This window comes from Enterococcus sp. R12, from assembly GCF_058135755.1.
On sequence record NZ_CM176874.1, the window covers coordinates 193,945 to 216,761 of the forward strand.

At 43.4% G+C, this 22,817-nt stretch carries 23 protein-coding genes; 22 read left to right on the forward strand and 1 reads right to left on the reverse strand.

Annotation, left to right across the window (positions count from 1 at the left end):
- Positions 1-466 precede the first annotated feature (466 nt).
- The 4 genes from ACTW1R_RS00905 (at position 467) to ACTW1R_RS00920 (ending at position 4,957) form a co-directional block, all read left to right on the forward strand.
- Positions 467-1,954: a phytoene desaturase family protein gene (locus ACTW1R_RS00905; RefSeq protein WP_270289994.1), complete on the forward strand. Its 1,488-nt coding sequence runs from the start codon at positions 467-469 to the stop codon at positions 1,952-1,954.
- Positions 1,955-1,965: 11 nt separating this feature from the next.
- Positions 1,966-3,072 carry a glycosyltransferase gene (locus ACTW1R_RS00910; RefSeq protein WP_270289995.1) on the forward strand — a complete coding sequence of 369 codons (1,107 nt, stop codon included), beginning with the start codon at positions 1,966-1,968 and terminating at the stop codon, positions 3,070-3,072.
- Positions 3,073-3,084: 12 nt separating this feature from the next.
- Positions 3,085-3,597, forward strand: a complete 513-nt coding sequence (locus ACTW1R_RS00915) for a glycosyl-4,4'-diaponeurosporenoate acyltransferase CrtO family protein (RefSeq protein ID WP_260667611.1) — start codon at positions 3,085-3,087, stop codon at positions 3,595-3,597.
- A gap of 295 nt (positions 3,598-3,892) precedes the next feature.
- The gene (locus ACTW1R_RS00920) at positions 3,893-4,957 is read left to right on the forward strand and encodes a bifunctional transcriptional activator/DNA repair enzyme AdaA (protein WP_270290095.1); all 1,065 of its coding nucleotides are present in this window, start codon (positions 3,893-3,895) and stop codon (positions 4,955-4,957) included.
- 228 nt (positions 4,958-5,185) lie between these two features.
- Here the strand turns inward: ACTW1R_RS00920 and ACTW1R_RS00925 are convergent, their stop codons facing one another.
- Positions 5,186-6,076: a LysR family transcriptional regulator gene (locus ACTW1R_RS00925; RefSeq protein WP_271814839.1), complete on the reverse strand. Its 891-nt coding sequence runs from the start codon at positions 6,074-6,076 to the stop codon at positions 5,186-5,188.
- A gap of 131 nt (positions 6,077-6,207) precedes the next feature.
- Here ACTW1R_RS00925 and ACTW1R_RS00930 point away from each other — a divergent pair, with 131 nt between their 5' ends.
- From ACTW1R_RS00930 to ACTW1R_RS01015, 18 genes are all read left to right on the forward strand, one after another.
- Positions 6,208-7,245, forward strand: coding sequence for an amidohydrolase family protein (locus ACTW1R_RS00930; protein WP_489927375.1), 1,038 nt, complete (start codon positions 6,208-6,210; stop codon positions 7,243-7,245).
- Between the two features lies 1 nt (position 7,246).
- Positions 7,247-8,527: a PTS sugar transporter subunit IIC gene (locus ACTW1R_RS00935; protein WP_123833531.1), complete on the forward strand. Its 1,281-nt coding sequence runs from the start codon at positions 7,247-7,249 to the stop codon at positions 8,525-8,527.
- A gap of 57 nt (positions 8,528-8,584) precedes the next feature.
- The gene (locus tag ACTW1R_RS00940; RefSeq protein WP_123833532.1) at positions 8,585-9,826 is read left to right on the forward strand and encodes a neutral/alkaline non-lysosomal ceramidase N-terminal domain-containing protein; all 1,242 of its coding nucleotides are present in this window, start codon (positions 8,585-8,587) and stop codon (positions 9,824-9,826) included.
- On the forward strand, positions 9,819-11,072 hold the full coding sequence (locus tag ACTW1R_RS00945; protein ID WP_270289999.1) for a hypothetical protein: 1,254 nt from the start codon (positions 9,819-9,821) through the stop codon (positions 11,070-11,072). The genes ACTW1R_RS00940 and ACTW1R_RS00945 overlap by 8 nt, the downstream gene beginning before the upstream one ends.
- A gap of 225 nt (positions 11,073-11,297) precedes the next feature.
- A complete protein-coding gene (locus tag ACTW1R_RS00950; protein ID WP_010748593.1) occupies positions 11,298-11,726 on the forward strand; it encodes a MarR family winged helix-turn-helix transcriptional regulator in 429 nt (142 codons plus the stop codon).
- 10 nt (positions 11,727-11,736) lie between these two features.
- The gene (locus tag ACTW1R_RS00955; RefSeq protein WP_081117709.1) at positions 11,737-12,699 is read left to right on the forward strand and encodes a ring-cleaving dioxygenase; all 963 of its coding nucleotides are present in this window, start codon (positions 11,737-11,739) and stop codon (positions 12,697-12,699) included.
- Positions 12,700-12,712: 13 nt separating this feature from the next.
- Positions 12,713-13,606, forward strand: coding sequence for a VOC family protein (locus ACTW1R_RS00960; RefSeq protein WP_270290000.1), 894 nt, complete (start codon positions 12,713-12,715; stop codon positions 13,604-13,606).
- A gap of 17 nt (positions 13,607-13,623) precedes the next feature.
- On the forward strand, positions 13,624-14,232 hold the full coding sequence (locus ACTW1R_RS00965; protein ID WP_213334474.1) for a flavin reductase family protein: 609 nt from the start codon (positions 13,624-13,626) through the stop codon (positions 14,230-14,232).
- A gap of 13 nt (positions 14,233-14,245) precedes the next feature.
- Positions 14,246-14,842 carry an alpha/beta hydrolase gene (locus ACTW1R_RS00970; protein ID WP_118215652.1) on the forward strand — a complete coding sequence of 199 codons (597 nt, stop codon included), beginning with the start codon at positions 14,246-14,248 and terminating at the stop codon, positions 14,840-14,842.
- A 649-nt stretch (positions 14,843-15,491) separates the two neighbouring features.
- Positions 15,492-15,923, forward strand: coding sequence for a PTS sugar transporter subunit IIA (locus ACTW1R_RS00975; protein WP_270290002.1), 432 nt, complete (start codon positions 15,492-15,494; stop codon positions 15,921-15,923).
- A 2-nt stretch (positions 15,924-15,925) separates the two neighbouring features.
- Positions 15,926-16,201 (forward strand): preprotein translocase subunit YajC, encoded by a 276-nt coding sequence (yajC, locus tag ACTW1R_RS00980; RefSeq protein ID WP_008376459.1) that lies wholly within the window; start codon positions 15,926-15,928, stop codon positions 16,199-16,201.
- A gap of 19 nt (positions 16,202-16,220) precedes the next feature.
- Positions 16,221-16,703 (forward strand): PTS N-acetylgalactosamine transporter subunit IIB, encoded by a 483-nt coding sequence (gene agaV / locus ACTW1R_RS00985; protein ID WP_087626760.1) that lies wholly within the window; start codon positions 16,221-16,223, stop codon positions 16,701-16,703.
- Positions 16,704-16,729: 26 nt separating this feature from the next.
- Positions 16,730-17,536 (forward strand): PTS mannose/fructose/sorbose/N-acetylgalactosamine transporter subunit IIC, encoded by an 807-nt coding sequence (locus ACTW1R_RS00990; protein ID WP_005226770.1) that lies wholly within the window; start codon positions 16,730-16,732, stop codon positions 17,534-17,536.
- A complete protein-coding gene (locus ACTW1R_RS00995) occupies positions 17,526-18,554 on the forward strand; it encodes a PTS system mannose/fructose/sorbose family transporter subunit IID (protein ID WP_005226771.1) in 1,029 nt (342 codons plus the stop codon). The genes ACTW1R_RS00990 and ACTW1R_RS00995 overlap by 11 nt, the downstream gene beginning before the upstream one ends.
- A 214-nt stretch (positions 18,555-18,768) precedes the next feature.
- A complete protein-coding gene (locus ACTW1R_RS01000) occupies positions 18,769-19,503 on the forward strand; it encodes a GntR family transcriptional regulator (RefSeq protein ID WP_005226773.1) in 735 nt (244 codons plus the stop codon).
- Between the two features lie 179 nt (positions 19,504-19,682).
- The gene (locus ACTW1R_RS01005) at positions 19,683-20,858 is read left to right on the forward strand and encodes an SIS domain-containing protein (protein ID WP_270290003.1); all 1,176 of its coding nucleotides are present in this window, start codon (positions 19,683-19,685) and stop codon (positions 20,856-20,858) included.
- Between the two features lie 179 nt (positions 20,859-21,037).
- Complete coding sequence (gene lacD, locus ACTW1R_RS01010; RefSeq protein WP_311903443.1) at positions 21,038-22,033, forward strand: tagatose-bisphosphate aldolase; 996 nt, start codon at positions 21,038-21,040, stop codon at positions 22,031-22,033.
- A gap of 277 nt (positions 22,034-22,310) precedes the next feature.
- Positions 22,311-22,799, forward strand: a complete 489-nt coding sequence (locus ACTW1R_RS01015) for a GNAT family N-acetyltransferase (RefSeq protein ID WP_223597663.1) — start codon at positions 22,311-22,313, stop codon at positions 22,797-22,799.
- The last annotated feature ends 18 nt before the right edge of the window (positions 22,800-22,817 follow it).

Below are 22,817 nucleotides of genomic sequence, written 5' to 3' on the forward strand. Positions count from 1 at the left end.
TCCGTTTGTTTTTTTAAAATGATTGGGGGAAGGACTTTCGCTACATTCAATGTACAGGATATTCCAAATTGGCTCAAACGCGTTTTTTCGTAACCATACGAAGATTTGTTTTTCGCTGGTATTAACGTCAAAAATGTTCAAATATTCTGATAATTGTTGTTATAAAAAGAATATTTCCGTAAATGACCAAATTGCTGGGGTTCCATTCTTTGCCAGCAGGTTGTTTTTTCATTTGCTGAAATCATGGTCGCAGATAAAGCAGTATCAATTGACCGATAGGCTCATCCCCGTCATTTTTTCAAAGGTGTGATACTATAGAATTATCTAGAAAAACGATCCTTTGATTCAAGCTGCCAATGCCAAAACAGTGCCAAGACACGCAGTTGCAGTGAGACGCAACCGTCTGTTTTGACGAGAAGGTTTGGCTAAATAGGGTCGTTCATTAAAGCAAACGAGGAGCAATTCAATGAAAGAGAAAAAAACAGTTGTAGTGATCGGCGGCGGACTTGGTGGTCTATCAGCGGCGGTCTCATTAGCCCAAAATGGCTTTGATGTATCATTATATGAAAAAAATCAACACTTAGGCGGCAAGTTGAACCGACTGGAAACAAACGGCTTCGGCTTTGACTTAGGTCCTTCGATTTTGACGATGCCGCAGATTTTCGAAAAGTTATTTACTGGCAGCAATCGCGATATGGCGGATTATGTTGTGATTCGCCGATTGCCATTGGAATGGCGCTCCTTTTTTCCTGACGGAACAAAGATCGATCTCTATGGCGATCTTGCACGCATGGCAAAGGAAAACCCGCACTTGTCGGAAAAAGACATGGCCGAGTACCAAGACTTTTTGGACTATGCGCAAAAGATTTATGAAATCACAGAAAAAGGCTATTTTGAGAAAGGCTTAGATACCACGAAAGAAATCTTGAAGTATCATGGCGTGATCAAAGCGCTGAAAGGCTTTGATTATTTCTCTTCGATGCATGATGCCATTCAAAAACGTGTCAGCAATCCGCAGCTGCAAGACATGCTGAGCTATTTTATCAAGTATGTCGGCTCATCTCCTTATGACGCTCCAGCCGTCTTGAACATGATGATCTATATGCAGCATGCCCAAGGTGTCTGGTACGTGCCAGGCGGGATGCATCGTTTAGCCGAAGGCATCGTTCGCTTAGCAAAAGAGATCGGTGTGACCTTCCACACGGGACACAAAGTGGAAAAATTGATCGTTGAACAGGAACAGATTCGTGCCGCTCGTTTGGATGATGGCACGTTGATCGAAGCCGACTATTTTGTTTCCAACATGGAAGTGATCCCGGCCTATGAAGAGTTGTTAGAAGAAGCGCCGACCTTTACTCAAAAACTGGAAGAAAAATTTGAACCAGCAAGTTCTGGTTTTGTCTTGCACTTAGGGGTCAAAACCTCCTATCCGCAATTGGCCCATCACAACTTTTTCTTTTCAAATGCCTCAAAAGAAAACTTTGATCAAAATTTCCATCAGCATCAGCTGCCAGAAGATCCAACGATCTATTTGGTCAATGCCAACAAAACCGATCCTTCGCAAACAGTGGCAGGGCATGAGAACATCAAAATCTTGCCTCATATCCCTTATTTGCAGGATAAGCCCTTTACGGAAGCGGAATACGATGCTTTTCGTGAACGGATCTTGATCAAGCTGGAAAACATGGGTTTAACGGATCTACGTAAGCACATCGTGTATGAAGACCGCTGGACACCCGAAGACATCCAAAAGAATTATTTGTCACATCGCGGTGCCATCTACGGCACGGTCTCTAATCGCAAGAAAAATCATGGCTTTAAACACCCGAAACACAGCGAACGCTACGACAATCTATACTTCGTTGGCGGTACGGTCAATCCAGGTGCCGGCATGCCGATGGTGACCCTCAGTGGCCAGCAAGTCAGTGAGATGATCACTAAAAGAGAACACTAAGACAAGAAAGGATGATGACTGTGTACCTGCTGCTCGCTGGTCTTTGCGCCGCTTGGCTGGCAGGCTGGCTGATTTTTTTTCGCCTGCCGACGATACCCACCCGCAAGGAGACAGCCGCATCCAAAGACTTAACGGAGAGGGGAGAACTGTCGATCATCATCCCCGCCCGCAATGAAGCAGAAAATTTGCCGCAATTGTTGGCGTCCTTGCAGCAGCAAACCCTTCATCCTGTGGAGATTTTGGTGGTTGATGACGGATCGGAAGACGAGACGATCGCTTGTGCCAAGGGCTTCGGTGCGACGGTCTTGCAAACCGCTGCTGATTCTGCTGGAAAAGCGGCGGCTTGTTGGTTAGGCGCCTCACAAGCGGTGGGCAAGTATCTATTATTTTTGGATGCCGATACCTTCTTTCTAGCAGAAGATGGCTTAGAGCGTCTTTTCGCTGCGTATGAGGAGCGATCGGGACAAGGACTGCTCTCGGTGCAGCCCTATCATCAAACGAAGCGCCTGTATGAACAACTGTCTGCCGTCTTTAATGTCGTCTTACCTGTCGGGTTGAACCGCTTTTCTATCGTAGGCGAAAAACTCTCAGCTGGCGGCGCCTTTGGTCCGTGTATTTTGTGCAGCAAAACTGCGTACCTTCAAGCCAATGGACATCAGGACATGCCACAAGGAATCTTAGATGATCTAGCATTAGCGAGACGCTTTAAGAAAAAACGCTTGCCGATCGCCTTGTATGGTGGAAAAGACTTGGTGGCCTTTCGGATGTATCCAGCTGGTGTTCGTCAACTTGTTCAAGGCTGGACGAAGGACTTTGCCACTGCTTCGCAATCCACTCACCCTTTGATTATGGCGGGCGTCATCTTGTGGATCAGCGGCGGCATTGGGGTACTGGCGGCACCATTTCTGATGGAACCGCTTTGGCTAGGACTGCTTTTTTATGCTGCTTATTTTGGACAAACTCTGTGCTTTGCCCGCCGTGTCGGCAACTTCAACCGAATCCTGCTGCTTTTTTTCCCATGTTACTTTCTTTTTTTCCTAGGCTTATTTGGTTGGTCGTGGATCCAAACCCATTTGTTGAAATCCGTGACCTGGAAAGGACGCAAAATCAATTTATAGGAGGCGATGCACATGCCGCTGATCACCTTATCCCCACTGCTCTTGCTCATTACAGACAGCTTGGCTTGGCTGCTGTTTCATCTAGGCATCTCCTTTGGCTTGCGCAAAGTCAGCGATGCCTTTTTTGAACGTCATGCCAACTGGTTCCGTTCTTTTGCCTTTGAAAAAGGCGGTAGGATCTGGTCGGAGGTGTTTCGTATTCGTCAGTGGAAAGACAAATTGCCCGACGGCACTGTGATTGCCAAAAAAGGCTTTGACAAATCCCGCTTGGCTCAACAGCAAAAGGACTATCTGGAAAAATTCGTCATTGAGACACGCCGAGCAGAGTTGACCCATTGGCTGCTGATGGTTCCAGCACCGTTCTTTTTCCTCTGGAATCCTGCGTGGGCGGGCTGGGTGATGACCGTCTATGCGTTATTGGCTAACTGCCCATTCATCATGATCCAACGCTACAATCGCCCCCGTTTGGAGCGAGTCTTGCGGAAAAAAAGTGCCCTGCAAGTCAAGCAGAAGGCGACGGTCTAGGTTCCTGTAGGTGCCGCTTTAAGATTCGCTGAAAAATAGGCAAACTGGAAATCAAAAGGATCGGAGGGCAACTGCCTTCGATCCTTTTTAAAAAATTGGTGTTAATTTTTATGGGATGTGCCAAGTCCATTTTTTGTACACTAAGGTCATTCAGAGGAAAGGGTGATCGTATGTCATCAGAAGGATGTGGGCAAATTTTCGAACTGCCATTGCAGACTGCTACATTGGTTGATCGTGTGTTTGGACAGGCACGAAGTATTTTTGTAAGTGTAGAAAAGAGGGAGGGATGCGCAAGATGATTGAAGATAGCCGACAACGGGACCACTATTACGACATGCTGATTGAAAAAAATTCCCAATATGAAGGGATTTTTTTCGTTGGGGTAAAAACCACCGGCGTCTTTTGCCGTCCCACCTGCCCAGCGAAAAAACCACTCAAAAAAAATTGCGAGTTTTTTCAGACGGCACAAGAAGCGCTGCTGGCGGCGTATCGTCCCTGCAAACGATGTCGCCCGCTCAGCTCGCCTAGCCACTTATCCCCTGACGTGAAAAGCCTGGTGGAAGCCGTGGAGAGTAACCCAGAGAAAAAGTGGACCGACAAAGATTTTGAAGCACTAGCGATCCATCCCAATACCGCACGCCGACAATTCAAAAAATATTTTGGCATGACCTTTATCGAATACTCCCGTGCACGCCGCTTAGGATTAGCGTTTAAGCAGATTCGTGAAGGAGAACCGCTGATCCAAGCGCAATTAGAAGCCGGTTTCGATTCTGGCAACGGCTTTCGAGATGCGTTTTCTCGGATTATGGGGGAGTTGCCTTCCAACAGCCGCGAAAAAACGATTCTTTCTTCTGCTTGGCTTGAGACCAAGCTGGGGTCGATGTTGGCGATCAGCGACCAGCAGCAGCTTTACTTGTTAGAATTCGTGGATCGCAGAGGGCTAGAAACGGAGATTGCTGTTTTGAGAAGCCGCTTGAATGCAGTGATCATTCCCCAGCAAACAGCAATCATTCAGCAACTCAAACAAGAACTGACGGAATATTTTGCAGGGAATCGAACTGTCTTCACGGTACCCATCGCATTGATCGGCTCTGATTTTCAGAAAGCCGTCTGGCAGCAGCTGTTGGCGATGAAGATCGGAGAAACATACTCTTACAAACAATTGGCACAGCGAATCGGCAATGAAAAAGCTACCCGAGCTGTTGCCAATGCCAACGGAAAAAATCAATTGGCGTTGATCGTTCCATGCCACCGCGTCATCAATAGCGATGGCAGTATCGGCGGCTATGGCGGCGGGATCGAACGCAAAAAGTGGCTGCTGGCTTTGGAAAAGCAGGTGCAGCCGACTGTAAAGGTTTGAAAAAGAGATAGCTATGGACACTGAGGATGAAGGGGCAATGGGAGAGCCAGAATGACATTGACCGAACATTTCTTATTAAATCTTATATTCAGCGGAAATCATGGTACTTTCATGAATTCCGCTTTTTTGCTGTCTTTTTTAATAGTACTAGATAAGGTGAATTTGCTCTATCAACGCTGCTTCAGTATACAAATATACTATGTTTTTTTGTAATAACATTGCGAGTGCTTACGATCTATTAGTAAAATCCGATTTTTTTACAAAAGAGAGCAGTTTTTGTTGTGCTAGGCTTTTCTCTTGGCTTTTTACCATACAAAGATCGACTGACTGAGAGATTGCAGGAGAAAGCGGAATAACAGTGACTGTTTCTTTATAGACTTCGGTAATATTTTTATTCATCAATAAAGAAATTCCCAAGCCATTTGAAACAAAATCAATAATGTTCGATATCTTTGAATCTGTAAAAACGATTTTAGGAGAGAAGTTATTTTCTGTACATAGGTCAATGACAGTATTATATGGTCGTGACCCTTCCGGAAGTAAGACAAAGTGTTCGTTTTGAAGCTCCTTGATGGTTATCTGTGCTTTATTAGCATATCTATGACTATTCGGTACGACCGCCATCAATTGATCTGTTGTAATCTGTTGTTTATTAAAGATTTGAGTAGGATCATACACATCGCGAATAAATGCTGCATCACAGCGACCTTCTTTTAGCGAAAGCTCAAGTTTTTCAGAGGGTTCGGTGATAACATGTACGTCAACCTTTGAGTGCAATATGAACTTAGTAATTAAATCCGTTAGATGATATTTTGCTAAAGACGGAATGGCACCAATGATCAAAGTATTTTGTTTTTTTGGTAACTTCGAATGAAGTTCGTGAAGGCACTCATTTTCTAAAGAAAGCATTTTTTCTGCGTATGGTTTAAAAACTTCTCCGTATTCACTTAATTCAACACTTTTGGTTGTACGTTCAAAAAGTGGTACACCCAGCTGGTGTTCCAAGCGTTTTATTCGTTTGGATAGAGTAGATTGAGTTATGTAGCATTCTTCTGCGGCAAGACTATAGTTTTTGTATTTAGTTAATGTGATAAAATCACGAATTATTTGGGTATCCATCAGTGAGGGACTCCTTATATTTATTCCGTTTCGTCATAAAAGTAGCCTAAATGGAATTGCTTGTCAATAGCAAAATCTTCATAATAGCAAGTAGATAAGCGGTTACATTGAATGAGAAAGCAGGTAAAGAAATGATTATAGATGCAAATATGTACTGGCTTCCGCAAAAAATTTTTTCAGATAAAAAGATCCGAAATGAATTTCTTCGCTCTATACCCCAAAAATTCGGAACGAGCATTCACGTAGAAGAACAAGCTGAAAGAACGAGTATGATCGTTGAACGACCAATGGGCTATCCGAGCTTAAACTACACTGATACTGATTATCAGCTAGAGCAGCAATTATCTGATATGAATCACCATGGAATTGATGTCGGACTGCTAAAATTACCTGGATGCCAAGAGTGGCTTCCGTTAGAATTATGTAAATTAATTAATGATGAAATGGCGGACCATATCAAACAAAGTCGTGGAAAACTAAGAGGATTGGCAGTGGTTCCTCCCTATGCCGATGAGGAAACAATTTTTGAGTTGGAACGAGCAATTGTAGAGCTAGGACTAACCGGTATTCAGCTATCTGCACATTATGGGAACTATTATTTAGACGATCACCAGTTCAGGCCTTTTTTTAAAAAAATAAATGAGATGAAAATTCCAGTCTATGTCCACCATACTCCGGTTCCAGTGGACTACCAGTCAATCTATCAATATGACAATTTAAGACGAACGCTAGGCCGCAATATTGATCAGCTGACTGCAATTGGTAGAGAAATATTCAGCGGGATGTTCGAGGAATTGCCTGAATTAACATTTATTCATTCAATGATGGGGGGACAGATCAGCAATTATTTAAATGCATTGTTTCCTCAAGATAGTGGCAATGGCCGTTTTGATGATCGAGCGACTCAGTTTAAGAATCGTTTCCGCAGACACATCTTTTTAGAAATGTCTCATGCTCAACCTTGGGGAAAAATACAGCTTGAGGCTGCTGTCAAAGAAATTGGTGCGGACAAAATTATTTATGGTTCTTCTTACCCCGTCAAGAGCAGCTGGTTTACAGAAGGTGTTTCTTTTATTGGTGGGTTGGAGATCACAGAAAAAGAGAAAAAAGAGTTGCTATTTGAAACTGCAAACAGCTTGTACAAACTAAATCTAACTGGAGGAAAATAACATGAAAAAGTTTACGGAACTACTAGAAAAATATTTACAACCATTATCTGGAAAAATATCTAGTCAAAAAGATTTGAGTGCCGTAGCTGCAGGACTAGCTCGGGTCACACCGCTGACAATTTTAGGATCTCTGTTTTTTCTATTGGCGAATTTTCCGATTGAATCCTATAAAGCGTTTCTGCAAGAAATAAACATTCAAAGTACGTTGATGATTCCTTATAATATCACTTTTGCTATTATTTCAATTTATACGACATTCTTTATTGCATACAGTTATGCACAAAGCGAAAAACTAGATGGCGTTTCGGTGGGCGTTCTTTCGATGGTTTCTTTCTTCATTTTGACGCCATTGACTGAAACAGAAGGTGCTTTATCTTATGATTTTACTAACTTAGGCAGTCGAGGCTTGTTTGTAGCAATATTAGTGGCTATTTCTGTCACTCGACTTTATCGATTTATTGTTCGGAAAAATTGGATTATACGTATGCCTGATGGGGTGCCGCCGTTTGTTGAAAAAAGCTTCTCTAGCCTTATTCCTGCCATCTTGATTTCATTCATTATGTTGATCGTTGCTTTTGTATTTAGCCGTACTTCTTTTGGAGATGTCCATAGTTTGATTTATACGGCATTACAAAGACCTTTATTGGGATTGGGTGGCTCATTTGGTGCATTTTTGATTGCTTATGTACTGATTCAAATCCTTTGGTGGTTTGGGATTCATGGATTTAACGTTGTTGGCGCTATTATGCTACCGATTTGGTTAGGATTAGACGCTCAACGATTAGAGCAGATTGCTGCCGGGGAACAAGTGACGACATTTGTAGGTAGTGCCTTTATGACTGCGATTGGTGGGCCTGCACTGGCAGTAACCTTGACGTTCTTACTATTTGCCAAATCTAAGCAATTGAAGGCTGTCTCAAAAATTGCTTTACCAGCGGCTATTTTCAACATTGCTGAGCCAGTGAATTATGGGATACCAACTGTTTTAAATGTGACATTGTTTTTGCCAGTTGCAGTAATTATTCCCTTGTTCAATGCCTGCATTCAATATTTTACGATGGTTGTTGGAATTGTTCCTGCTTTAACTGGCGTCCAAGTACCTCAACAAGTTCCTCGTGGTCTGTGGGGGATTCTACAAGGAAATTGGCAGATTGGTATCCTGCAAATTGTACTAGTTCTCATTAATATTGCGATTTTGTATCCATTTGCTAAAGTTTATGACAATCAATTGCTTCAAAAAGAAAAAGAATTAGAGGCAAAAGAAGTTACTGCGTCTGCTTAAATAGGGTAAAAGACAGACATTCGTTTGTCAAAATTATAGTTGAAGAGAGGGAAGTCTATGAAAGTTGGACGTGGGCGTGTCTGTTTAAGCCCGTATAATAAGGAGTTTTATTTAATTGGTTATAAGACTCCTTTCCGTAATTCTCCAGCAGAAGGGATTCATGATGACATTTTTTGTAATGGATTATTGATTGAAGCAGACGATAAGAAGATTTTTCTAGTCTCTCTTGATTTTTTGGAGCTTGAGGACGAGATGGTGGCGGAGGCAAAATCACGACTTTCAAAAGCATACGGCATTGATCGTGATCTGATTATGATGAGTGCTACTCATAATCATTCATCAATTATGAGTTACCATAAGCACTGGCACTCAGGTATTTTTGAACCTGATTATTATGAGTTTGTTATGAATCAGTTGCTTCTAGTATGTCAGCAATGTTTTGAGTCTCTGCAACCAGCAACAGCGGCATATGGCAGTGATATTATTGTGGGTTATTATGGAAATCGTAATCATCCAGGAGCGCTAGCAGATAACGAAGTGACAGTTATTACATTTAATAATTCGGAGGGAAAAGCCGCCGGTGTTATCGTAAACATAGCGGTTCATTCGACTGTATTAAGTGCTAAAAATAATTTATTAACTAGTGAATTAGCAGGAAATATTTGTAGTCGCTTGGAAAAAGAGTGGGGAATTTATCCATTGATGCTAATTGGAGCAGCCGCGGATTCCAGCAATCGGCATCAACGACAAGGGGATGATTTTACAGAATTAGAACGAGTTGCAGAAGCTTTGGCTGATCGGATCAGTCAGATCAGGCAAGTTCATCCTTTATCCATTGATCGAATTGCTTATCAGACTCTTAGTCATACGATTTATAATGATATGGTAGATACTCATCAAGAAGTACAACACTTTTTAGACAGTGATTCGCCGCTCAAAAATCCTGGGTTAATCAATAAATGTCAAGAGATTTTACAGGTGGATCATTTTTACCAGCAACTTGAATTCGGTGTCTATCATTTAGGAGAGCTCCAAATATATAGTTTTCCTGGTGAGTTAGGTTCGGCTTTTGGCATTCAGCTAAAAAAAGCAAGTGCTACTCACGGCTGCTTAGGAATCGTGGCTGGATATACCAATGGGTTTCATTACTATTTTTTACCCAAAGAAGAGTATGGTCTGTCATTTGAAACAATTGGTAATCCAGTACCGTTAGGTGAGCCAGAAAAAATTATTATAAAGATGATCCAAAGTGCGTTGTTACTTAACAGTCAACTATTAGAGGAGCAAGGCAATGAATGAGTCTTTGCATGGCGGAGTTGGGAAGGCACAAATTAAACTACGAACACAAGATTTTCCAATCAAAGAGTTTGTTTGCCAACATGATCCACTTTATATCCGAGCTCTTTTTTTACAAGCAAAAACAGAATTTTTGCTTCTTTCACTTGAACTTACCTCGTTGACTGAATCGATGGTTTATGACTTGAAAGCAAGCGTTTATGAAGAATTTAATATTCCAATAGAGAATATATGGATTACAGTCACGCACACTTTTTCGGCACCTCATCTTGATAAGTCGTATCCTATCTTTATCAAAAAAGTAAAAGAAGCTGTACAATTGAGTGTTTCTAGAGCATTAGAAAGAGTTACAAAGCTTGCAATTAGTACGGATTCTGTTACGACGAGCCTGAACTGTTCCCGCAATATCGAAACTCCTTTTGGCTGGTGGTTAGGTAGAAACGATCTAGAATATTCGAATCATGACATACGAATATTGAAAATTTATGAGATAAAAACCGATCATCTTCTTTGTGTTCTTTTCAATGGTGATTTGCCTCCTTCCGTAATGGCGGATTCCTATTTGGAGCAAGGAGGTAAGGCTGTCAGTTCAGATCTTATCGGTTATACTTGTCGAAAATTAGAGGAAACAGTGACTCAGACAGCAATTTTTATTTTGGGTGCTGCTGGAGATCAGCGGCCCCTAGAAAAATCTTGTGAGGATATTGTTTCTGAAGAATGTCTGAAGCGAAACGATCTGCATGAAGCGGGTTTTAAATTAGTTGAAACACAAGGGGATAGACTCTATGAAGAAATTTGCAGCTCATTAGTAAAACCCAATCCAATATTTCTTCCTATAAAGGCAATTTCTATTTACGAAAAAAAAGTTTTCTTGGAAGAAAAAGTAATGCCGATTCCCACAAAAGAACTTAAACCGACAAAGCACTTCGATTTTTCTAAAACAGGAAGACAACAAGAGCTGACAATAGCTGGCGTATCATTGGGTTCGATAGTTTTACTAGGTATTCAACCCGAGGTGAATAGCTTGTTTGGAGAGAAGCTGCGTGAGCTTGTAAATGTTCAAACAGTCTTTATTGCATCGATGGTAAACGGAGCGATAAAATACCTCCCTGAAGAAAAAGATTTTGAACGAGTCACCTATACGGCAATGAACACTCAGTTAGGTAGAGGTAGCAGCAAACAATTTTTGGAAGAAGTACGCAGATTTTTAAAAGAGAGTAATCTTTCTGTTGATAAGCAAATAAACTAAAAAATCAAAATCGCCATTAACTATATGATACATCATCTATTTTCCCTATAAAACGACGGTCTACTCCTCATCAAGGAGTGGCCGTTTTTTTTGAGCAGTCAAGCAGTTTGCAAGGTTGCAGAATGAATTTCTTGTTCATAGGGGGGATAAACAAAGCATATCCTTTTACAACTTACAAAAAGTAAGTTATGATTATCTCGAATTCGAAATAAAGAGGTGAGGAAAATGGCGCATCAAGAAGAAGCGCTCAAAGCGTACATCGGTTTACTGCGTACGGCGAGTCGTTTGGAACAAGTGGCAAAAAAAGATGTCCGTTGTTATGGCTTAAATATCACAGAGTTTTCCGTACTGGAATTGCTTTACCATAAAGGCACCCATACGACGCAGGCCATCAAGGAAAAAATCTTGATCGCCAGCAGCTCCACAACCTACGTGGTCGATCAATTAGTCAAAAAAGGCTGCGTGCAACGGGAACCTAGCCAAGAAGATCAACGGGTAACATACGTCAGTATTACGGAAGCAGGCAGGGCGTTGATGGAGAAAATTTTTCCCAGTCATGCACAAAAGATTGCGGCGAGTTTTTCCGAACTCAGCAGTGAAGAATTGCAACAATTAAAAACAATTTTACGAAAAATAACTTACGATCAGAAATGAGGAAAAGAAAATGAGAAAACAAGACCAATTATTAGGGGTACACCATGTGACGGCTATGACAAGTGATGTGGAACGGAATTACCATTTCTTTACAGATGTGTTAGGGATGCGTTTAGTGAAAAAAACCGTCAATCAAGATGACATTTATACGTACCATACCTACTTTGCGGATGATTTAGGGTCACCGGGAACGACCATGACGTTCTTTGATTTTCCCAATACCGCTCGCGGCAGCAAAGGAACCAACTCGATCACCCGCACCAGTTTCCGAGTACCCAGTGATGCTGCCCTTGATTATTATGCCGCACGCTTTGATGAATTTGAGGTAAAACACGAAGCAATCACCACCGAATTTGGGAAAAAAGTGTTGCGTTTTTGGGATTTTGATACGCAAGCCTATCAATTGATCTCTGATGAACACAATACTGGCGTGAAAGCTGGTACTCCTTGGAAAAAAGGACCGGTTCCTACTGAATTTGCGATTTATGGCTTAGGTCCTGTCGAAATGTCTGTTTCTTACTTGGCAGATTTCAAAGGGCTGCTGGAATCCGTTTTTGATTTCAAAACCATTGATCAAGTAGATAATCGCTATTTGCTAGAAGTCGGTGAAGGCGGCAATGGCGCTCAAGTCGTTTTAGTGGAAGATACCACGAGCCCGCAAGCGCAACAAGGCGATGGCGAAGTGCATCATGTCGCTTTTCGCTTAGCTCACCACGACTCATTAGCAGTTTGGCAAGAAATCTTTGATAACTTGGGATTGGCCAACTCCGGCTATGTGGATCGCTACTATTTTGAATCCTTGTATGTGCGCATCGGCCATATTCTTTTTGAACTAGCGACAGATGAACCAGGGTTTATGGGGGATGAGCCATATGAAACATTGGGCGAGTCCTTATCATTGGCACCATTTTTAGAAAATCGCCGTGAATACATCGAAGGAGTCATCAAACCCTTCAATACAAAACGCGCCTAAGGAGGCACATAGTATGCAACCCATTCAACAGATCCACCATATTTCAGCCATCGTAGGCGATCCGCAAACGAACGTTGCCTTTTACCGTGACGTGTTGGGGTTGCGCCTCGTCAAACAAACCGTCAATTTTGATGATCCCTACACGTATCATCTTTATTACAGCAATCAAGCGTTAGAAAATGGGACCATCATCACTTTCTTCCCTTGGGCAAATGCCCATCCTGGACGAGTAGGAAGCGGACAAGTCGGCACGATCGCGTTTCGTATTCCTAAAGGTAGCAGTGCCTATTGGCAAGAACATTTGGCGAAACATCAAGTAACTGTCCAAGAAAGTACATTGTTTGATCGGCCAACTTTAGAACTTCATGATCAGCATGACCTGTCTTTGGCGTTAGTCGAAGCCGAAGAATCGGCGGAAACACCAGCGATTGTAGGCTTTCATGGGGCCGTCTTGCTTTCGGCACAACCAGAAGCGACCATTCAAACGTTGGCAGATGATCTAGGACTAAACATTTTTAACAAAACAGAGAAAAGCACCCATCTTCATACCGCAGGCACCCTCGCTCATGAGATCGTCGTGCCCCATGAAGCAAAGCCAGCAGGGCGCTGGGGTGTCGGCACCGTCCATCACATCGCGTGGTCTGTGCCAACGGAAGCAGTGCAAAAAGAGTGGCAAGAGTACTTGTACGATCAAAGATACGGAGTCACTGAAATCAAGGACCGCAACTATTTCAAAGCCGTCTATTTCCAAGAGCGGGGCAACATCGTCTTTGAGATCGCAACAGAAACCCCAGGCTTTTTCGTTGATGAACCATTAGAAACGTTAGGACAGCAGTTGATGCTGCCAGCCCAATTTGAAAGCCGCCGTGCAGAGATCGAGGATCGCTTGCCAGACTTATCGGTTTAGAAAAAAGGAGACGCTGTATGCACTATTTAGATCCCAAGGATTTGACCCAACGAGAAAATTATAAGCTACTGATTGGCTCCATCATTCCACGGCCAGTGGCAGTGGTCAGTACGCAATCAACCGATGGTATCGTCAACATCGCCCCATTCAGTTTTTTTAACATCGTCAGCTCAGAACCCGTGATCCTCTCGTTGGCTATCCAGCGCAAAGAGGGGGAACTGAAAGACACCGCCCGCAATCTGTTGGCGACGAAAGAAGCCGTCGTGCATATTTTGGATCAAACAAATGTCCAAGAGGCCAATAAAACCGCGGCATTATTGCCCGCAGACCAAAGCGAGTTGACGGTTTCTGGGTTTACCACAACGACATCGAAAATGATTGCCGTTCCTGGCTTGAAAGAAGCCAGTGTCCGCTTAGAAACGATTCTGCATCAGCACGTACCCATCAAAAAAGACCAGCAGACCACTGCCGATCTCTTATTGTTGGAAGTCGTCGGCTACCAGATTGCAGAGGATGTCTATCAAGACGGCAAGATCGATCCCCGTGCCTTACAAGCAGTCAGCCGGCTAGCGGGAAATTCTTACGCAACGATTGGGGAGATTTTCGATATCAAACGACCAAGTTAAAGGAGGAACTTCGATGAAAGCAATCTACCAACAAGGAGCAGCCGACGCACCAGTTTTGGTGCTGCTCCACGGCACTGGTGGCGACGAACAGTCGTTGCTGGAAGTAGGCAAAGCCCTTGATCCCCAAGCATCACTATTAGGTATTCGCGGGAACGTTTTAGAAAACGGCATGCCCCGTTACTTCAAACGTCTAGCTGAAGGAGTGTATGATGAAGTCGACTTAGCACTTCGCGGCGACGAATTAGCCGAGTTCATTCGGCAATCCGCCAAAGAATACAACTTTTCGTTAGCGCAAGTGGTACTGGTGGGTTATTCCAATGGCGCCAACATTGCCATTCGCTTATTACTAAATGATAGTGACCACTTTAAAAAAGCGATCCTCTACCACGCCATGTATCCAGTCGAGAATTTACCGACGAATTCCTTGCCTGACACTCATGTGTTTCTGAGTTTTGGCAGAAACGACCCGATCGTTTCCCTAGCTGACAGTGCTTACGTCCAAGAGATCTTCACCTCCCGGGGCGCAGTCCTTTCAACCGTTTGGACACCAAGTCATCAGTTAACATATGAAGAAGTTGAACACTCACGCATGTGGTTGACCGAACAATAAAGCAGTGCCTCTTTCCTAATCAAACAGCGATCCTGCTGGTTGGTTAGGTTTTTTTGTTTCACGTGAAAACATTGAACAGAGAGTAGATCAGCTCCACCAAGATATGCTTTACATTAGTTCTGTTAGTATGGGTGGTTTTTATATTCTTAAAGCTTCTGGATTATAAGGTAGCATGTTATTTCTAACCTGTTTAAGTTAATAACATGAATTATTCTTAAAAAAAAATGGCAATATAATTTAATAAAACGCATAATGGAAAATGAGTTTGGCGATGATCAAAACCAGTTAGGGATTATACCTAACTGGTTTTTTTATTAAGGCAGCAAATTTGCTGATAGTTCCTTTATTCAACAACGTTGATTGCTGTATCGATGAATGGTGGAGTGACTCATGGTTCTTTAGATACCAGGGCGCAAAAATCAGTGGATTTATTAGTTAAAAATAACGTTGTTATCGTACTATTGATGAATTTCAATACCTTTATCAAGTGGTTTGTTGTTTTAAAATCATTGTTTTGGCGCTATTTTTCGTATTTAAAGATAACAAAGACATTTTTATATAAAAACAAAAATTTTGTTGACAGACAAAATGAAAGCGTTTATATTGGATATGTGGTTACTACCAGTTGAGAATAAGGGGAGGAGATAAGATGCTTGGTTTGGTTTTAACAGGTCATGGAGGATTTGCGCAAGGGATGGAAAATGCGCTTGCGATGATTGCAGGGCCGCAAGAACAGTTTCTAGCAGTGCCGTTTTTAGAGGAAAATCCGTTAGCTGACTTTGAAAAAGAGTTGCAAGGAGCAATCGATCAATTAAAGGAAACCTGTGATGGGGTCGTGATTTGTGCAGACCTTGTGGGCGGAACCCCTTTTAATGTTGCGATGACCGCTGCCAATGAGGATCCGCAAGTCGAGGTCATCGGCGGCAGCAATCTACTGATGCTAGTGGAAGGTTCGTTGACTAGATATACAGCAGCTGATCCAGAGCGTTTTTGCCAAGAACTGGCAGAGATTGGCAAGAGCGGTATTTTTCACGGAAAGATCAAAGGCCATGAGGAAAGCAAGGAGGAAGAAGGGATTTAACGATGTGGGAAATGATCTTAGCAGCCTCAATCGTGGTGCTTGTTTTTCTCTTTCTCTTTTTGGCGGTCTCGTCTTTCTTGAATGGGAAACATCTGAAAAAGCAAAAAGGCTATTTCGCTGAATTGCAGCAGTCCTTGAAAAAGGGGCAGAAAATCAAATTATATGGCGGCATTATTGGGGAGATTCAAGCACTTGGGAAAGAGACAGTAGATCTAAGGGTGAAATCGGGAACGGTGATTGAAGTAGAACGTAGTGCGGTTGCAGAAATCATGCAGTAAATAGAAGGAGGACATATTTATGGGAGAACCAAATATTTTATTGACGCGAATCGACAATCGGTTGATTCATGGGCAAGTTGCCACACAGTGGAACGGTACATTGGGGGCAAATCTAATTTTAGTGGCAAATGATAAGGTCGCCAAAGACAAAGTCAGACAAGGGTTGATGGATATGGCGGCGCCAGCTGGCGTCCAAACGAGGTATTTCTCGCTTAAAAAAACCATCGAGATCATTCATAAAGCATCGCCAAAACAAAAAATTTTCATGGTGGTTGAAAATCCGCAAGATGCGTTGAAATTAGCTGAAGGTGGGGTGCCGATCAAGAAACTGAACATTGGGAATATGCATATGTCAGAAGGAAAAAGACAGGTTGCTACGACAGTTGCCGTCGATGAAGCAGATGTCGATTCCTTTAAAAAACTGAAGGAAATGGGGGTGCAATTAGTGATCCAGCGGGTTCCAACGACACCTGTTGAAGATGAAAAGAAATTGTTTCAGTAATGCAGAGGTAAGGAAGGAGAAAGAAAATGGATTACACGATTTTTCAAATCATTTTAGTCTTCATAGTCACATTCATTGCCGCGATCGATCAATTTAGTTTTTTAGAATCATTGTACCAACCCATTGTTACTGGGATGGTTATCGGACTTATTCTTGGAGATCTTCAAACCGGCTTGATCGTTGGCGGAACCTATCAGTTAATGACGATCGGCAATATGCCGGTGGGCGGCGCGCAACCGCCAAATGCGGTGATTGGCGGAATTATGGCAGCAATCTTAGCGATCACGCTGCAGCTGGAACCCACAGTAGCGGTTGCTACGGCGATTCCGTTTTCTTTGCTGGGGCAATATGGGGTGACGATTATCTTCTCACTAATGTCGCCAGTGATGTCAAAAGCCGACAGCTACGCCCATGATGCCAATACGAAGGGGATTGATCGAATCAATTATTTAGCGATGGCGGGTCTTGGTACGATCTTCGGCTTGATCGTGGTCTTATTCTTTATCGGCGGTGCTGCCTTCGGGAATCAGGCGGTCGCAGCGATCCCTCAATGGTTGATGGGTGGGCTCGGCGCAGCTGGGGGCATGATGCGGTATGTCGGTTTTGCGATTTTACTAAAAGTGATGGTTTCCAAAGAAATGTGGGGCTTCTTCTTTATGGGGTTTGGTTTAGCCACGATCGTAATGGCGGCACCTTCCTTGCAAGGACCAGCCTTGATCATTCTAGCCTTTATCGGTTTTGCATTAGCCTTTTGGGATTATCAAATCCAGTCCAAATTTAAAGTAGCAGCAGCCAATACCTATGATTTCGGAGGCGATGAAGATGGCATATAATATTCCCGATTCTTATAGCGAACAAGCGCCCGCAGAACAACTGGATAAAAAGACCTTGAACAATATGGTCTGGCGTTCCTTATTTCTACAAGCCTCTTTCAACTATGAGCGAATGCAGGCAGGAGGCTGGTTATTCAGTATTTTACCGGGATTGAAAAAGATCCACAAAAATGAAAAGGACTTGGCTGCTTCAATGAGCCATAACTTAGAGTTTTTCAATACTCATCCATTCTTGGTGAACTTTGTGATGGGGATCATTTTATCGATGGAACAAAACAAAGCCGATATTCCCATGATTCGGGCAGTGCGAGTCGCCGCGATGGGACCGTTAGGCGGGATCGGTGATGCGTTGTTCTGGTTTACCTTGGTACCAATCACGGCGGGTATCACAGCCAATATGGCGATCAGCGGCAATATCGCTGCACCGTTTATATTCTTACTGGTATTCAATGCGGCCCAATTTGGTTTGCGGTACTTCTTGATGCACTGGTCCTATCGTTTAGGGACAGATGCAATTGGCATCTTAACGGAAAATGCCAAAGAGTTTACCCGAGCAGCGAGTATTTTAGGGATTTTTGTTGTTGGCTCCTTGACCTGCGTGTATGGAGCGACGTCTTTGGATATTCAGATCCCTAACGGCACTACCAATGAAGTGACGCAAGCGACGACGATCGTGGATGATCAAGCAGCCATTGCCGCTTACGAAGACATGCTGTATACCACGGATGAGAATGGTCAATTGACCGACACATTGCAAGAAAATGCTGCGGTCAACGAACTGGCTAACGGCAAATATGAATTGACGTTTAACAAAGTCAACGAAGTGCCTGTGACGATCGATATTCAAAAAATCCTCGATGGGATCTTGCCGCAAGTGATTCCATTGACCATCACATTGATGCTGTATTTCTTCTTATCAAAACGCGGCTGGACGCCGTTGAAATGTATCGCTTTGCTGCTAGTGATCGGCTTGATCGGTTCTGGCTTTGGCCTGTATCCATCCATTTGGCCGCAATAAGCAAGCTAGCAGAAGAAACGGCGCAACACGTAGGAGGAGTTTTGCTAAGCAAGCAACAGCTGACTTTTCAGCTTAGCTCGTGCTGGCAATTGGTTCATTTTCCTGCGTGAAAAGACACAAATTCAGGAAACAGAGCCCCTGTAGACGATTGTTTGACACGCCTATCGGGAAATAGTACACTCGTTATGTGGTAGTAACCAGTTTGGAGGGGCTTATGAATATCAATAAAAATCGACAACCATTATACGATCAATTGTTAAATTTACTGATTGAAAAAATCGAAAATGAAATGGAAGCAGACACAATGCTTCCCTCAGAAAGAGAGCTGTCAAAGCGCTACGGATTAAGTCGGACCACCGTTCGCTTGGCTCTACAGGAGTTAGAAAAATTAGGCTATATTTATCGCCAACATGGCAAAGGCACCTTTGTCTCGGATATCCGCAAGCAGGCAACCAATTTATCAGGTTCGTATAGTTTTACCGAACAGATGAAAGCACTAGGGAAACAACCAGAAACTAGAGTATTGGCATTCAAAAAAATGGAAGCGACAAAATATTTTGCCACTCAGTTGCAAGTTTCCATCGGCGAGCCGATCTACAAGTTAAAACGATTGCGTCTTGCTGATGGCCAACCGATGATGATCGAGCGTTCTTATCTGCCGGTCAAACGCTTCATGCATTTAACGAGTGAGATGATCGAGCAAAAACCATTGTACGATATATTCCATGAAGACTTTCATCAAGTGATCCGCCTCGCGGACGAAGAATTTTTTGCCAGCATTGCCAGTGCGAAAGATGCGGCATTGCTGAAAATCCACGAAGGTGCGCCAGTGTTGAACCTGGTACGCAGCACGTTCAATATTGAAAATGAAGTGATCGAATACACCTTGAGTGTTGCCCGAGCAGACCAATTTAGATACAAAGTCCGCCACTTGCGTAACGACGAGTAGCGCATTTCCTAGACAGTCTGAAATGATCCACTCGAGCAAAGAAAAGGCGTGTATTAAAAACCAGTGAGGTCGGGGAAGTTTGCCCTTTGGGTGATCGCTAAGCATTCATCCAAGACAAGCGCTCCTCGCACCGTCACTGGGAATACATACTGGAAAAACAGTAGCTAGGAGGAAGAAAGATGTTTCAACTGTCAACAAAGGAATTAGCAGAATTAGGTGCGGAGATTACAACAAGAGAAATCAAACAACAGCCAGAACTTTGGCAAGAAACCTTGACGATCTATCAAGAAAAGCAAGAGGCGATCGCGACTTTCTTACGTACCATCAAGCAAAAGACGGATAAACGCATTCGGGTGGTCTTCACGGGAGCGGGGACGTCGCAATATGTTGGAGATACGATCGTTCCTTACTTGAATAAGACGGGCGCAACTGCGGATTATCTTTTTGAAAGTATTGCTACGACGGATATTGTCGCAGCTCCAGAACAAGTTTTATTTGCGGATGAACCAACACTGCTCGTTTCTTTTGCTAGAAGCGGCAATTCACCAGAAAGTTTAGCAGCGGTCAAAATCGTCGATCAATTCGTTGCCGACAGTTATCATTTGACGATCACTTGTGCAGCCGACGGATCTTTGGCACAACAAGCTGCCGCTGATGAAACGAGCTATCTGTTATTGATGCCTGAGAGGTCAAATGATGCTGGCTTTGCAATGACGGGAAGTTTTTCTTGCATGGCTCTTTCCGCACTGCTGATTTTTGACCAGACGCCTCTGACAGAAAAGAGGCATTATGTTGAAACCCTTAGCCGATTGGGGCAAGAAGTGATCGACAGAGAAACAGAACTCCAAGTACTGACGGACCGTTCCTTTAAGCGGATCGTTTACCTTGGGTCAGGCACGTTGTCGGGGTTGACCAGGGAAGCACAGCTAAAAGTATTGGAACTGACTGCGGGAAAAATCGCCACCGTGTTCGATTCTTCGATGGGCTTCCGTCATGGACCGAAATCATTCGTAGATGACCAAACCCTCGTCTTTGTCTTTGTCAGCAATACGTCCTACACGCGGCAGTATGATCTTGATATGTTGGAAGAATTAAAGAGCGACGGCATCGCCGCCGCAGTGACTGCTATCGGACAGCCAACCGCTGTGAATTTTTCAGGAACAAACTTTTTCTTTCCAGATAACACATCATTGCCAGACGGTTATCTTGCCTTAGCAGACATTGTCTTTGCACAAACGATCGCACTGCTGGCATCGATCAAAGTCGGGAATACACCCGACACACCTTCGCCAACGCGTACCGTCAATCGGGTGGTCAAAGGCGTGACGATTCATCCGTATAACAACGAACGATGACTGAGAAAGCCCACCACGAGCACGTATCTTTTCGTGTACGAAGTCGATACGTGCGGTGGTCAATCAGTTGAACGGCTTCATCAATAGACATTTTTATACGTGCTGACAACCGTTTCGCCAACGCTGAAAAAAGTGAAAGCGGTTGATTCTTTGGCATGGACAAAAAAGGAGGAATTTTAATGAAAGCAACCGTAACGAAAGCCAAAAAAGCAGCGATGGATCGCCTGTCAACGAAAGAAGGAGTGATCGCAGCTTTAGCGATCGACCAACGAGGTGCCTTGAAAAAAATGATGGCAGCACTTGGCGTGGAGGCTGAAGCAGAGAAAATCAGCCAGTTTAAAACGCTAGTCTCACAAGAATTGACCCCTTACGCGTCTTCTATTTTATTAGATCCAGAATATGGGTTGGCAGCTGCGCAAAGCCGTGATCCAGAGGCGGGGCTTTTGCTGGCGTATGAAAAAACCGGCTATGATGCGACTACGCCGGGACGTTTGCCTGATTTATTAGGGCAATGGTCGGTTGAGCGATTAAAAGCAGCTGGCGCAGATGCCATCAAATTTTTGCTTTACTATGATGTAGATGAAGATGCCCAGATCAATCAGTTGAAACATGTCTTTGTGGAACGACTCGGCAGTGAATGCCAAGCGGCTGATCTGCCCTTCTTTTTAGAAGTCCTTTCCTATGATGCTAAGCTGCCTGAAGTCGACTCAAAAGCATATGCGCAACGCAAACCAGAAAAAGTCATTGGATTGATGAAGGAATTTTCAAAACCGCAGTACAAAGTCGATGTGTTAAAAGTGGAAGTACCAGTCAACATGAATTATGTGGCAGGTTTTGCTAAGGAAGAAGCCGTGTATACCAAGGAAGAAGCTGCCGCGTATTTCAAAGCGCAAAGCGACGCGACGCATCTGCCGTTTATTTTTCTCAGTGCAGGCGTATCAGCCAGCTTATTCCAAGAAACGCTGGTTTTTGCCAAAGAAGCTGGCTCCACCTTCAATGGCGTCTTGTGCGGCCGGGCAACGTGGAAAGATGGTGTTGAACCCTTTGTAAAACAAGGAACAGAAGCAGCCAAAGAATGGCTAGCAAGTACTGGAAAACAGCACATCGAAGACTTGAATGAAGTGATCCAAAAGACCGCCACTTCTTGGTGGGACAAAGTCACGGTCGAAGAATAGTTTTTTCGCTGTTTGACAAGAGAAATGGCCAGTAATCAGACATCTTAAGGGCTTTTGAGAAGAAGTGATAGGCTTCTGACTTAAGGCTTTAGGGTGTCTTTTTATGCCTTGACAAGTTCGGTTATCATCGTAGGAATGCAACGTAAATAGGAAGAGGTTGCGAGAGTAATTTACGAGGGGACTTGAATAGGATAAACTAGCAGTAAGAGCCATCAAATCCACCTGCTTCACTTTTGGTCGAAATAAAGTTCAATAAACCTACAATAAAGGAGCATTCATGAACGAGTATACGTTTCATTCCGTCACGTCAGAAAACCAACAAGCTGCCTATAGTATTTATCAGAAAAACCAGGCCTATTTTGCTTTAACGAAAGAGACACCTTCCATCGAACAACTCATGCGTGACATGACTGTTCTTCCGCCAGCCGTGGTTCAAGAGCAAAAGGTATTTTCTATCATTTATTCTGATCAAAAACCTATTGCTATCATGGATTATCTTGTTGATTATCCGCAAGAGGGCACTGTGTATATTGGCTTGCTACTGGTTGGCGAAAGACGTCAGGGGCACGGGCAAGCTATTTATCAGCAAGTAGAACAAGACTGGCACTTAAAGGGACTTTCCTTCGTTTCTCTCGCTGTTATTGAAGAAAATACAGCAGGTAGATCTTTCTGGAAGAGTCAAGGATTTAAAGAGACACGAAAAGCCGTGACAACAGTCAGTGATCAGGAGGTAAGTGTGGTCTGCTTTGAGAAAAAGATGAAATAGGTACTTAAAATAGAAGCA